Below are 16,799 nucleotides of genomic sequence, written 5' to 3'. Positions count from 1 at the left end.
AAATGAGGTGACAACATGCCCATTACGAATCGATTTTCTACCACCACTAACGGCGCACTGGCTATTACAGGTAATACTTTAGGGTTAAGTAAAATCAGTAATCAAAACCGTGCTGGTACAATCGGGGCAATTGGTGCATTCGCAACTACGAATACCGCTTTACAAGTTCCCACTTTTCCTGCTGGTACAACGTTAAACTATACACAAAATAGTTCTACCGCTATTTTAAATATCCCTGCTGGTAGTACGATTCTTTACGCAGAACTCGTTTGGGGTGGAAACTATTTATCTCGTGATCAAAAAATTACGAGTGTATTAGGAAATCCAGTTTCTTTTACAACACCTGTTTCAACATACTCGATTACTCCTTCAGCTGTTACAGCTTCAAATCAAACATTCGTTTCAAACTCTATTACATTTGGCTTTTACACTCGTTCAGCAGACGTAACAACTCTTATTCAATCTGGAGGTGCTGGTTCCTATACTACAGGAGCGGTTCCTGGACTTGTAGATCCTATAGATGCTTCTAATGGAACAATTAATTCGGCTGGATGGACGCTTATCGTCGCTTATCAAAACGGGACATTGCCAGCAAGAAACTTAACCATTTATGTAGCTGGTAACCGTGTTTCTGCTGATACTGGTAGTGCAGATGTAGCTGTTTCTGGATTTTTAACACCTTCAGGAGGACCTGTAAGTGGACGATTATTTTTAAGTTCTATTGAAGGAGATGCAGATATAACAGGGGATCAAGCATTATTTGGACCAAATTTCAGTTCATTAAATGCTTTATCTGGGCCAAATAATGCTGTAAATAATTTCTTCGGTTCTCAAGTTAACAATGCTGCTGGAAATTTAGATACAACTGGAACATTTGGAACGCGAAATCAAAGTGCTTCTACAGGCACAAACATCTCCGCTGGAAGACAGGGCTGGGACATTACTTCCATTGATATTTCTCCTTATTTAACAAATTCTCAAGTGTCCGCCGCAATCCGTTTAACGACTAACGGAGACGCTTATATGTTGAATACAGTCGGTTTACAAATCAACATAAATTCACCTAATATTCAAGCAACGAAAAGCGTAAATAAAAGTGTTGCGGCAATTGGAGACGTTCTCACTTATACAGTTACTATCCCTAACACCGGACTTCTTCCTGCCAATAACGTTATTTTTACAGACATTCTCCCTAACGGTACTTCCTTTATACCTGGCACTTTAACAATAGATAATGTCCCACAAACGAACGCAAATCCGGCCGCTGGTATATCTCTCGGAACCATTAATAATGGTGCTTCTCGTACAGTAACTTTCCAAGCTACCGTCGTTTCTCTTCCAAGTCAAAATCCTATCTCTAACACTGCTAATATTACATTTCAATATACACCAATTGCCGGAGGAACAACCTTTAACGGTCTTGCAACAAGCAACTCTGCTGGAACACAAGTTAACCTTGCAGATATTAATGGCACAAAATCAGTTAACAAACTTTTTACAGATATTGGTGAAACGTTAACATACAGTATTGCCTTAGCTAATATAGGAAATATCGTTGCAACGAATGTGATATATACGGATCCGATTCCTAGCGGGACTACTTTCATTCCAGGAAGTGTAACTGTGAACGGAGTTACTCAAACTGGCGCAAATCCCGCTAATGGTATACCAATTGGTTCAATTGCCGCAAATTCCACTACTACTATTTCATTCCAAGTGCTCGTTCCTTCTATCCCTCAAACAAACCCAATATTAAATAGTGGAACAACAACATATCAATACATTCCTGTACCTAATCAACCTGCAGTAAGCGGGACTGATACGACGAATATCGTCTCCACTCAAGTGAATAATGCTACTGTAACAATGACGAAAGCAGTAGATAAAAATTTTGCAGATATTGGTGATACACTAACGTACACCGTTTCCTTTACAGGTATAGGTAATACGAATGCAAATAACGTTATTTTTACAGATGTCATTCCTACTGGTACAACTTTTGTTCTCAACAGTTTAACAATAGATGGCACGACACAAGTTGGAGCAAATCCCGCTACTGGTGTGAATATAGGATCTATTCCAACTGGTACAACAAAAAATGTTGCATTTCAAGTAGTTGTAAATACAATACCCGCGTCAAATGTCGTATCTAATAGTTCAAGCGCTTCTTATCAATATACCGTCAATCCTAGTCAATCACCCGTTACCAAAAACATTTCTTCTAATCTCGTTTCCACTCAAATTAACAATGCGAATGTAACATTAACAAAATCAACAAATAAACAATTTGCTACAATTGGCGAAACAATCAGTTATACAATTCTTATTACAAACAGTGGAAATACAGCTGCTACTAACGTGCAACTAACAGATCCACTTCCAAACGGAACGATATTGACTCCTGGTTCTGTAACACTAAACGGAGTTTTACAAAATGTAGATTCTCTCGTCGCTTTACCTATCGGCACAATTCCTGGTGGGGCTACTGTTACCCTTTCTTTCCAAGTAACAGTCATCAATATTACGACCCAAAATCCTATCATTAATAATGCTTTCGCCTCTTATCTATATACTGTAAATCCAAATTTGCCACCAACTTCAAAAACAGCAAATTCTAATTCTGTTACATCAACAATTAGACTAGCAAACCTTCAAGCTACTAAATCTGTAGATAAAACGTTCGCAGAAGTTGGCGATGTATTAACTTATACCTTCGCTCTTACAAACAATGGAAATGTTACGGCGAACAATGTATTACTATTCGATTCAATAGCAAACGGTACTTCCTTTGTATCGAACAGTGTTATAGTTAACGGCGTTACTCAGCCGGGCGCAACACCAGCTAGCATTAATATTGGTAGCATTAATGCTAATACTACGATTACAGCTTCATTCCAAGTAGTAATAACTAGCATTCCAAACCCAAATCCTATTTCAAATAGCGCTTCTATTTCTTATAACTTTATCGTTGATCCAAACGTTCCCCCTATAAGTAAGAACACAACTTCAACCACTACATTTACTCAAGTAAATGACGCAAATGTCATTTCAGCAAAAACAGTGGATCGAGCGTTCGCTACTGTTGGGGATGTATTAACTTATACCATTCTTTTAACAAATGCAGGAAGCGTTACTGCTGATAACCCAACTTTCGTAGATACAAATCCAGATGGCACTACCTTTATCCCAAACACTTTCCTTATTAATGGTGTACTCCAAAATAACGCAGATCCGAACATTGGTGTTCCATTGCCTTCCATTCCTGCTAACGGTGAAATTACTGTTTCTTACCAAGTAACTATCACCTCTTTACCAGCTCAAAATCCAACAATAAATTCATCTAGTACACAATATAGCTTTACTTTAAATCCGGACGATCCACCAACTATAGAAACATCTGTAAGTAATACCGTAAGTACACAAATTAATTTAGCAAATGTAGTTATTGTCAAAGAAGTAGATTTGACTATCGCCGATGTCCGGCAACCAATCACATATACAATTTCTTTAGCTAATCTTGGCAATACTACAGCAAATAATGTTATTGTTACTGATATAATCCCAAATGGCACCACTATCGTACCAAATAGTATTTTTATAGGTGGTGCTTTACAACTAGGTGCAGACCCTAGTACCGGTCTTCAAGTAGGCTCCATTCCTTCAGGTGGTTTTACAACGATTGTTTTTCAAATAAGTGCAAATGGGCTACCTTCACCAAACCCAATTCAAAACAGCGCTTCACTGCAATATAGCTTTATCGCTGATCCAAATTTACCTGCTCTTGTTAGAAACGCTGCTAGCAATATAGTAACTACACAAATTAATACTGCTAATATCGTTGCTACAAAACTAACGAGTACAAACTTCGCTGATGTCGGTGATGTCATACTATATGCAACCATTTTAACAAATAACGGGAATACCCCTGCTGCTAATGTAACGTTTACAGATATCATTCCAGCGGGTACCCTCTTCATTCCTAATACTGTAACGATTAATAATGTCCCTGTAGCCAATGCAAATCCTGCTAACGGCATTTCGATTGGTACGATAGGAGCGAATTCATCACGCACCGTTGCATTCCAAGTTTTTGTACCAACTATCCCTGCTGTAAACCCAATTACAAATCAATCAGACACAACATTCCAATATACGTATGATCCATCCAAACCTGCTGTGATGCAGATGGTTGCTTCTAACACTGTACAGACAACTATTAATAACGCCTCAATTGCTGCTACTAAATCGGCAGATAAACAGTTTGCTAACGTAAATGATATTATTACGTACACGACTACTTTAACGAATAAGGGGAACACACTTGCATCAAATGTAATATTTACAGATGTAATTCCAAACGGGACATCGTTTATTTCTAATAGTGTTACTGTAAACGGGAATACACTCCCTAATGTAAATCCAGCAAACGGAATTGCCATTGATCCGATACATCCGAATGCAAATACGATCATCTCGTTCCAAGTACAAGTAAATACTATCCCGAATCCAAATCCAATCCCGAACCAAAACAATACAACGTACCAGTATGTCGTAGATCCTAACTTACCTCCAGCATCCGCCAATGCATTAAGTAACGTAATAACAACTCAAATTAATAACGCTACGATTGTCGCTACAAAATCAGTAAATACGCCAACAGCTGCAATCGGAGACATTGTCACCTATACAATTACGTTGACAAATACAGGTAACATCCCTGCTAGTGCAACTCTTTTAACAGATGGACTTGGACCAGGTGCATCCTTTATTCCAAATTCCATTACGATAAATAACGTATCCCAGCCTGGATTAGATCCTTCATTAGGTATTCATTTAGAAGATATTTCACCCGGCGGCATTACTTTCATTACATTCCAAGTGAAAATCCTCGCCATTCCACCGAGTGGAACTTTAACAAATAATGCTCTTGTAAACTACGAATATGCGGTGAATCCAACTGAAATACCAGCTGTTGGCAGTACTGTTACAAACACGACAGTTACACCAATTGTTGACGCTACTTTAGTAATAAATAAAAATGCTAGTACAACTTTCGCTACAATAGGAGATACGATTACATTCACCTCAGTTGTTACAAACACAGGAAATACTACTGCGAACAACATTATTTTTACAGATTCAATTCCAAGTGGTACTACCTTTGTTCCAAATAGTTTTAAAATAAACGGTGTAACGGTCCCGAATACAAATCCACAAAACAGTATCCATATTGGTAACTTAAATGCAAATGCATCGGTTACACTTAGTTTTCAAGTAAACATTACAACTCTTCCAAACCCTAATCCAATTCCGAACCAATCATCGCTTCAATATAGCTTTATTGTTGATATAAATGAACCGCCTGTTTCACGAACCGTTCAATCCAATAAAACTTTTACACAAGTAAACTCTGCTTCCGTTATCGCCACAAAAACTGCTAGCAATGCATTTGCTGCTGTTGGAGATACAATTACGTATACAACTACTCTCACTAATAGCGGAAATACTACTGCAAACACACCTGTTTTTATCGATATATTACCAGCTGAACTCTCATTCGTTCCTGATAGCGTACAAATTAATACCATCCCACAACTTGGATTTAGGCCTGATAATGGTGTTCCTTTAGATTCAATTCCAGTTGGAAGAACGACAACAATTAGCTTTCAAGCTATCGTTGGTTCAATACCAGCTACAAATCCAACATTGAACCAATCTAGCACAACATACTCTATCATCGTTAATCCTACCCAGCCGCCGGTGACAGAAACAGCTACAAGCAATCCAACTTTAGTTCAAATTAACGAAGCAATTATTCAAGCAACGAAAAGTGTGGATCGACTATTCTCTGACATCGCACCTGGAAATTCATTTTTAACGTATACTGTTTTATTGGAAAATATAGGGAATGTAACTGCTACGAATATCCTTTTTACAGATTCGATTCCAAATAATACAGTATTTATAGAAGATAGCGTTCGAGTAGGCGGGGTTTTATTATCTGGAGTAAATCCAGCAAATGGAATACCAATTGGGGATATTATTGCAGGAGATTTTATAAACGTTACCTTCCGCGTGCAAGTAGTTAGCATTCCAAATCCAATTTTCACAATTGGACCTGGGGGGCCAAACTCACCGGTTGTAAATGGAGCTTCCATTGATTATCAATTTATGACAGGACCTAATTTACCACTCGTTTCAAGAAGTACGACATCCAATCCTGTTTCGACACAAATAAATTCTGGGGAAATCGCACTTGTTAAATCTGTAGACAAAGCTTTCGCTACGATTGGGGATACACTTTCTTATACAATTACATTAAGTAATCCTGGAAATGTTACTTCACAAAATATAATTTTCACGGATGTTTTACCTGAAGGAACAACTTTTATTTCCGGATCACTTACAAACGATTCTGGTACACAGCAAATTGGAAATCCAGCTACTGGGATTCAAATTGGAAATATAAATCCCGGTAGTACGGCTAATATTACGATAAATGCGCTTGTAACAAACATTCCAAGTATAAATCCTATTTCTAATTTTAGTTCCACACAATTTGAACATGTAGTTGATCCTAGTCAACCTTCTGCGTTACAAACAACGATATCAAATACAGTTTCAACGACCATTAATAGTGTAATATTAACTACAACAAAAACTGTTGATAAATCTATTATTTCTATCGGTGATACCATTACGTATACAACGACTATTACGAATACAGGAAATACACCAGCTACAAATGTAACTTTTACGAGCACCATTCCAGCTAGTACTACATTTATACCAAATTCAGTCACAATAAATGGAATTCAGCAGCCTAGTGTGCAACCAGCACTTGGAGTAAACATACCAAATATCGCTCCTGGTGAAACAGTAACCGTTACTTTCCAAGTAAATGTTCTTTCTGTTCCCCCTTCAAGTTCAATTATGGGGAATGATACCATTTTATATTCTTATACTGTCGATCCAAACGGAACTCCTGTTACAACTTCTACTTCAACGAATATCGTTACAACCCCTGTATTAGATGCTATCATTACGATGGTGAAATCCGTCGATCAAACACTTGTAACGCTAGGTGATACCATTACCTATACGACCATTTTAACGAATAGTGGTAATACAAACGCTACAGATATTGCTTTCATTGACCTTATACCAGATGGAACAACGTTTATTACTGATAGCGTTACAATAGATGACATCACACAAATTGGACTCAATCCTAATACCGGTATAACGATTGGATCAATTGCTCCTAACAGCTCAATATCTATAGCATTTCAAGTTACCGTTACTTCTACACCAGCCCAAAATCCTATTGCCAATTCCGCTACTGCTTCTTACACATTTATCGCTGACCCAAATGCACCGATTGTTTCAAGGACCGTTACTTCAAACACAGTGTTCACTACGATTAATACAGCTACCATTCTTTCATTAAAACAAGTCGATAAGTCTTTTAGTCGTATCGGAGACACACTCACTTATACTGTCGCTTTAACAAACAATGGAAACTCATCCGCACAAAATGTTATATTCACAGATACCGTGCCAAGTGGAACTACATTTATTGTAAACACATTTTCTATTAATGGAGTTCCTCAAAGTGGGGCGGACCCATCAAACGGTGTGAATATTGGGACAATAACAGCCGGGACTACAGTAACAGTTTCGTTCCAAGTTACTGTAACATCATTACCAACCCAAAACCCAATTGTAAATTTCTCATCAACATCGTATCAATTAGTCTCACCGCCTGATGCAGAAACTTCAATTAGTAATCCTGTTTCAACCCAAATTAACGAAGCAATATTGTCTATGACGAAAAATGAAAGTGTATCCTTTGCAGATATCGGGCAAACTGCTTTTTATACTACTTCTATTACCAATGTAGGCAATACCGATGCAACTAATATTGTATTCACAGATGCATTACCGAGTGGACTCACATTTGTTCCTAACACATTAACTGTTGATGGTGTTCTACAACCTGACGCGAATCCAAATACAGGTGTATTACTTGCAACACTTCCACCAAATGAAATATATAGTATCGTCTTTCAAGTTACAGTAAACAATATTCCCCTTAGTAACCCAGCACCAAATACAGCATCAACGACGTATGAATTTACTGTTGATCCTGTTAATCCTCCCGTTTCAAGTGCAGCTACTTCCAACACTACACTCCTTCAAATAAACAACGCAACTATTATTAGCACCAAAACAGCAGATCTTACTTTTGCGGATGTTGGTAATACAATAACATTTACACTTAACCTTCCTAATACCGGAAATGTGACCGCAACTGATGTAACTATTATCGATATTCTTGATAGCAATTTAAGTTTCGTTCCAAATAGTTTCACAGCTAATGGGCAAACCATTCCAAACGCCGATTTATCAACTGGTGTAAATATTGGTTCCATTAATGGTGGTAATACGGCAATCGTTACATTCCAAGCAACTGTTATTACACTTCCAACACTTAATCCCATTTCTAACTCTGCTTCTACCACATATCATTATGTCGTTGATCCTAGCCAGCCACTTATTACAACTTCCAATCAATCTAATACAACGACAACACAAATTAATAGCGCTATCCTTACTGCACAAAAAAATTCAAATGTATCTACGGTAGATATCGGGCAGGATATTACCTACACCGTTACAATTACAAATAGCGGAAATGTAAGTGCAACGAATGTTATTTTTACCGACCTTATTCCAGACGGAACTTCCTTTGAACCGAATAGCTTTACACTGAACGGAACTAGCATCCCAAATGCAGATATCATTACAGGCGTTCCAATCGGTGATATCGCGCCAAACGAATCTGTCATCGTAGCATTTAACATTATCGCCAATGAAATTCCGCCTATAAATCCAATTACTAATCAAGCTAGCGTTAGCTTTCAACATATCGTTAATCCAGCTAATCCCCCAGTTTCAAAAAATATTATTTCTAACAACGTTACAACAAAAATTGAAAGTGCTATTTTAAATACTATTAAAATAGGAGATAAAACTTTTGCAACGATTGGTGATATGATTACGTATACAACGACTATTACGAACACAGGCAATATTCCTGCTAACAACGCTATATTCTCAGACCCTTTACCATCGTGGACACAATTTGTTGCAGGATCAGTTATTGTTGATGGCACTCCATTACCATCCGCTTCGATTATTAACGGTGTTGGCATAAATACAATCAATCCAAATCAAACTGTTACAATCATATTCCAAGTACAAATCGTAAGTAATCCAACAACGTTCACACCTGAACTCCAAAACTTAGGATTTGTTAACTTCCAATATAACGTAGGCAATGCATTACTGGCTCAACCTGGCAATGTGGAAACGAATGTCTTCGTTACTTCTATTAATACAGCAATACTTTCAGCTGTAAAAACTGCTAATACAGCCTTTGCAAATATTGGAGATACGATCACTTATACAGTTTTGATTCAAAATAGCGGCAATACAAACGCTACGAATATAAATTTCTCAGACCCAATTCCAGTAGGAACAACCTTTGTTGAAAATAGTTTTGCTGTAAATGGAAGTACCATTCCAGGTGCAAATCCAAATAACGGAGTGAATATCGGAACAATTAGCTCGGATAGTTCCTTAACCGTTACTTTCCAAGTCATAGTTACATCAACTCCACCTTCAAATCCGATTACAAACGTAGCATCTATTCAATACACATTCATCGTTGATCCGGCCTCTCCTCCTGTTACAGGCACGATAAATTCTAATAGCGCTTCAACACAAATTAATAACGCGACTGTTACAACTGTTTTACAAGCAAATCGTTCAATTGTGTCTATCGGGGATGTAATTACGTATACAGCAACATTAACGAATACTGGAAACTTCCCTGCAAACTCTGTATTACTCATTAACGGAGTTCCTGAAGGAGCATTATTTGTTCCAAATAGTGTTACGCTCAACGGGATTTCACTTCCAGATGCAAGTCCAACTCTCGGTATTCCCGTTGGTATTATCGCACCAGGTGATTCCGCTACTATTACGTTCCAATTTCTTGCAAGTTCTATTCCACCACAAGGAGCAATTATAAATCAAGCACTTACAAGTTACACGTATATTGTCGATCCAAGTCAACCTCCTGTTACAGCAACATCCTCGTCTAATACGGTTAATACAGCTGTTGTTGATGCATCATTATCCATAATTAAAAGTACAGATTCTCTCGTACAATCTACTGACGGTACAATCACTTACACAGTAGTCGTTCAAAATAACGGAAATACTACTGCAAATACAGTTACTTTAACAGATTTGGTCCCAGAAGGAACTGCATTTATTCCGAATAGCGTAACTATTAATAGCGTTTCCGTTCCAGATGCTGATCCTAACGTAGGAATACCATTAAACTCCATCACACCGTCAGAAATCGTCACTGTAACATTCCAGGTTATCGTTCAATCTATTCCAAGCGTGAACCCAATTTCTAATACAGCCCGTATTGACTACACTTTTATCGCCGATCCAACTGCTCCTATCATCTCTCGAACAATTACGTCTAATCCCGCTTTCACACAAATTTCAGATGCGACTATCCTTTCTTTAAAAGGAGTCAATGCACAACAAGCAACAACAGGTGATATTTTGACTTATACGATAACACTAGAAAATACCGGAAATATTCCAGCTACGAATCTCATATTTTCAGATACTATTCCCCAAAATACTACATTCGTAGAAAATAGTTTTACACTTAATGGAACAACTATACTTGGTGCCAATCCAAATGTAGGTGTTACTTTGCCTACCCTAGTAGCAAACGCTACTCATCTTATTTCGTTCCAAATTCTTATTAACGATTCATTCTCGCAAGAATCGATTACAAATCAATCCAATACAACATATACAATCCAACCAGACCCAGGGCAACCGCCTATTAGTGAAACATCTACTAGTAATATCGTTATTACAAATTTCGTGCAAGCACAATTGACAATTACAAAAACATCCAATCCAACAACTGTAGATATCGGTGGAACTATACTTTATATTTCTGAAGTGAAAAATATCGGTAATGTTGACGCAATAAATATTAATTTCACAGATTCTATTCCAACTGGGACTACATTCGTTCCCGATAGTGTCACAATTAACGGTGTCCTTCAGCCAGGTGTAAATCCTGAAAACGGAATACCAATTGGAACAATTCCAGCAAACAGTTCCAAAACGATACTATTTCAAGTGCAAACAAATAATCCACCGAATGAAACTGAAATTGTAAATCAATCTTCAGCAACTTACCAATATGTAAGTATTCCTACAGCCCCACCAGTAAATCGCTCTGCAAATTCTAACATTGTTACAACATCACTTCAAAATGCAAATATTATTTCTGTTAAAAGCGCGGATGTAAATTTCGTATCAATCGGGCAAATGATTACCTACACAAATACACTTCAAAATATAGGAACCGTTCCGGCTAACAATATCGTGTTCATTGATAACATTCCAGAAGGTACTATATTCATTGAAGATAGCTTAGCAATAAATAATGTAATTCAGCCTGGCGTGAATCCTGAAAACGGAGTAACTCTCGGCACGATACAACCAAATGAAACAGTCACTATTTCATTCCAAGTACAACTTACAAATATACCAGAGGGCAATACAGTCATTAATATTTCAGACACTTCGTACGAATACCAAATTGACCCTAGTTCTCCAATTATTCAGCATAGATCGTTATCAAATGCAGTAAATACTGAAGTGCGAACGGCAAATGTTAGTGCAATTAAATCCGCTAACAGATCCATTACACGTATCGGTCAAATCATCACATATACAGTCGCAGTTACAAACGCCGGTACAATACCTATTACAAATACTCTCCTACTTGACGCAATTGCTTCTGGCACCACATTCGTTCCAAATAGCATTCTTGTAGATGGCGTACCAAGACCTAACGAAAATCCAATTACCGGTATCAATCTTGATATAATTCTTCCAAATAATACGATTATTGTTACGTTCCAAGTAAGCGTAGTTTCTATACCGCCACAAAATAACATTAATAATATCGCCGTCATTCACTATGAGTATCGACCAGACCCAAGCACACCACCAATTTCAGAAACGACCTCTTCCAATGCTACAAACATACAATTTATTGATGCTATTCTTATTGCTACAAAATCTGCTAATACTGTATTAGCTACTATTGATGAAACCATTGAATATACAGTATTCATTCAAAATAATGGATCGGCTACAACTAACTCCATCTTTTTTACAGATACTATAGCAGATGGAACAGTATTTATTCCAGGAAGTGTAATAGTTAATAATACTGTACTTCCTGCAGCAGATCCCAATATCGGCTTTTCCATTCCTAATGTCGCAGCAGGTCAAATGGCTACAATAACATTCCAAGTTTCCGTTACGAATTTACCTACTGTAAATCCAACACCTAATACTGCAAACATCGCCTACGACTTTATTTTCAATCCTGACTTTGCACCAATTCAAAAATCTACTACTTCCAATACTACTTTCGTTCAAATTAATGATGCTGATATCGTTTCACTTAAAACTGTTGATTTAACCTCTGTAACGATTGGTGACATTTTAACTTATACAACAACTTTAACGAATACAGGGAATACGGATGCCACTGCTGTTGTATTTACAGACAATATACCTGATGGAACAACCTTTATTGGCGGTAGCGTTTTAGTAAATAACATTCCTCAGCTTAACGCCAACCCAAGTGTAGGTATACTTGTGGGAACGATTGCTCCTAACATTTCTATCCCAGTCACATTTTCTGTTACCGTCGTAGCTCTTCCTGCTAGCGGTCATGTTCAAAATCAATCAACTTCTCGTTATACAATAAACGTGGAAGAACAAATATCGACTAGCAATATTACCTTCACTGAAGTTATTTCCGCTAATGTAATTGCGACAAAAACAACACCTATCCAATATGCTGACTTACAAACTATCATCCCTTATACAATTTCCATCATAAATAACGGAAATATACAAGTCGAAAACATTATTGTTACAGATATTATCCCAGCAAATACGAGCTTTATAGAGAATAGTGTTATCGTGAACGGCAACGCTCGGCCAAATGACAATCCTCTTAACGGTATACAAATTGATACCATTCCACCTAATACGACAGCAACTATTCTATTCCAAGTAAGGGTTACTTCGATTCCACAAACAAATCCAATCTCTAACACGAGTACAATTGAATATGAATACACGTTACCAGATCGACCACCTATTACCGAAACTATTATTTCATCAGCTGCCGCAACAGAAATTAATCACGCAAATTTGAATAGTAATAAAGCTGTTGACCTTGCATTTGCAACGGTTGGTGATACGTTAACGTATACGATTACACTAAATCAAACCGGTAATGTTGCAGTAAATGATGTAATCATTCAAGATATTATTCCTCAAGGTACTACGTTTATAGAAAATAGCGTCATTGTAAACGGAGAAACTCTTCCAGGAGTGAATCCAGTAAGCGGCATACCAATTGGTACTATAACTATTGGTGAAGATGCTATCGTTTCATTCCAAGTAACTGTGACTTCTATTCCAACACCAAATGAACTAAACAACAACGCAATTACTACTTTTAACTATATAGTCAACCCAAATAACGTACCTGTTACAAATACGACTACAACAAACACCGTCACAACTACTGTCCAAAATGATAATGTCATTGCGATAAAAGCTGTTGATTTCACAAGTGCCTTACCCGGTCAAACTTTAACGTATACCATCACGATTACTAATAATGGTAATATCATTATCGAAGACCTTCTTTTAGTAGACACAGCACCAGCAGATACGACATTTGTTATTGGTAGTGTTACGATTAACGGAATCAATCAACCTAATGCGAATCCGGAAAATGGTATTACGTTAGGAAATCTTGCTCCAAATAAATCTGTTATTATTACATTCCAAGTGACAATTTCTTCTTCTACTCTTCAATCTACAATCAATAACGATGCTACTATTTCCTATACGCCTATTGTCGGTCCAATCCAACCACCTATTACGATTACAAAGCAAATAAATACAGTTACAAAGCAAACAAATACCGTTACAACGACAGTCGTTGATCCGATGGTTGACATTGAAAAAACAGCTGACAAATCTATTGTCGTTATAGGAGATATCATTACATTCACATTAGCGGTATTTAATCACTCCCCAATTCCGACAATCAGTACTTCTGTTATAGACAGCATTCCAGCTGGTACAACATTTATAGAAAACAGCGTAACAATTAACGGTACTCCCGTTACAAATGTTCGTCCAGACACTGGTATTAATATCGGCTCTTTACCTGCAGATTCAGTAGCAACTATAACATTTCAAGTTCTCGTAACTTCTATTCCTTCAAACAGTACAATTATAAATTCTGCAACAGTTACCGCTGCCTTTCAATTGACACCACAGGATCCAATTATTACTTTCATTGTTAATTCAAATATTGTTCGTATACCAATTCAATTTATAACTGCAACAGTCACGAAAAATGCTTCCGTCAGCTCAGCTTATTTAAATCAATATTTTGATTACACGGTGCGCATTACAAATACTTCCAAAATTCCACTCTCAAATATTTCTTTACAAGATACTATTCCAGCAGGTTTACACTTTATAAATGGCACTGTCTTTATTAACGGTGAATGCTCTCCACTAGCGAATCCGAATATCGGTTTCCTAGTCGCTACTAATTTGGAACCAAACGAAACAATTATCGTGTTATTCACAGTACAAGTAATAAGTCCACCTGTTAATAATGAGTTTAAAAATACGGCCAATATTTCGTTACAACTTCAAGTCTCGCCTACCGACCCACCAATTATAGTAACCGTTACAAGTAACGAAAACATCGTCACCTTTGTTCCAGAAAATCCAGATGAAGCACTTCCAAATTTAAATTGCTTCTTTGACGGTGAACGATTCATTCGCATTACTCCTCGAAATGTACGAAATTACCTTTGGACTTGGATTTGGTGGAAGTAATTGAAACAAAAAAGAGATTGTAGTTTGGTTGAAACCAAATTACAATCTCTTTTTCATTACCTATATCCCACTACGTTGTAACTCGTCCAAGGATATACGATTAAACACCATCTCAAGTTATTTTAGTCGTAATAAGTTGACCAGCTTCATTAATAGTAACTTTCCATTTCACTCCACTAGCAGTCTTCATGATTATACCTTTACTTGCCTCTATTTCAATATCTCCAAACATTCTTCCGCCAGTTGTCGCTAACCAAGCACTCCCATTTTCCATAGAAGATCTTGCAAAGATACGATTAATTCGAAAACGTTTATGATCTTGGGAATAACCACTTAATGTAATTCTAACTTTATATAACTGACTCGCCTTCATATTCGATATAATTGTATCACCAACATTTAATGGAACATCCAATGCGATAACCCAACTTCCAGTTGCGCTTAATGCATATTCAATTTTAATTTTCTTTGGACTCTCTCCCCACCCAAAATACATTCCAAAACAATTTAACATTTGTATTGGTTTTTTCGTAAAATCAAGTTCAATGACAACTGGACTACTATCTGGAACGTCATTATAGTTTACACTTTGCTCATCTATTAAATTAAAGCAATTTGCTAGATTTCCCCCGTACGGTACTTTCCCACTTACTTGCTTAACATTATATTTCTGCTGAGCATTTACTAAAATATCATCTTGATTTCCTATTAAATGTGGTTTATTTAACGTAATCGGTAACTGAATTCGAAGAGATTCTTCATAAGTAGACTTACAAACATTGTATTGTCCTTTATCTACAATAGTTGTCGAAAGCAGATTTGAAAAAAGGTAGTTACGATGCGAATTGGAAGAAAATTCAATAACAATTTGTTCACTACTCATCCGGTACGTATCCCAAATCATACAATCAAATGTATTATACGCACCTGAGCAACGAATTGCTTTTTTCGTTTGTTGTCTACATTGCACTTGAATATCATGAAACGTATTTCCTGAACTTTCATTTGGCAAATCACTATTTCCATCTACTTCAATCCCATACACACATCCATCAATAAATATTGATTGAAATACATTGGCATTAATCCAGCAAGGTGTATTGATATCATCTATATACTCTGTTTTCAAATATATTGCAGTTTGAAAGTTTTTAATTTGAATAAATTTGACTTGAAAGAAACTAATATAATCCCATGCCTTTTGACAATAAAAATGTATAGCTTTTCCTTTATACGATGGAGTTGTATTTATTATATTTATATTTGATATAACAGATTGATTAGGTACTTCGATTTGTTGTGAACCAGAAACATAAATGACAGCCGATTGAAACAACGGATTTATAACTTGAATAGTACCACCAACTATCGAAGCGTTACTTTGTAGCTCAAATGCATTAAAATCCCCATCAATTTGCAGCGTTACGGTAGGATCTAACTCTAATCTTACGTTTGATTTAATAACAATCGGCTTTCCAATTTTGTACGTATTTACCCCTGTAATTCTAACCGTCGAAATTCGATTCGCTACACAATAATCAATAGCTTGCTGAATTGCTAATGAGCTATCATTTCCCGAGTTTGGAACTGCGCCAAAACAATCAATGTGAACGCTACTTTCTGGCGCACAATCTTCTTGGGAAGAAATATATTCTGACAAAATAAATTCACTCCTCATATTACCTTTTTTCATATAATATGTGAGTTCTCTCTTAAAAGTTTCTATAATT

The 16,799-nt window shown here is 36.8% G+C and carries 2 protein-coding genes; one reads left to right on the top strand and one right to left on the bottom strand.

Features of this window, described 5'->3' with window-relative positions; genetic code table 11:
- Window positions 1–15 precede the first annotated feature (15 nt).
- Window positions 16–15,069, top strand: a complete 15,054-nt coding sequence (locus ACS2QP_RS08950) for a DUF7507 domain-containing protein (RefSeq protein ID WP_438882342.1) — start codon at window positions 16–18, stop codon at window positions 15,067–15,069.
- 112 nt (window positions 15,070–15,181) lie between these two features.
- Here ACS2QP_RS08950 and ACS2QP_RS08945 read toward each other — a convergent pair whose 3' ends face one another.
- On the bottom strand, window positions 15,182–16,729 hold the full coding sequence (locus ACS2QP_RS08945) for a hypothetical protein (protein WP_438882341.1): 1,548 nt from the start codon (window positions 16,727–16,729) through the stop codon (window positions 15,182–15,184).
- Window positions 16,730–16,799: the final 70 nt, after the last annotated feature.

The sequence above is a fragment of the Bacillus cereus group sp. Bce019 genome (assembly GCF_051781745.1).
Classification (GTDB): domain Bacteria; phylum Bacillota; class Bacilli; order Bacillales; family Bacillaceae_G; genus Bacillus_A; species Bacillus_A cereus.
Note: the sequence above shows the minus strand (reverse complement) of the source record. Positions and strands in the feature narration are given on the sequence as shown.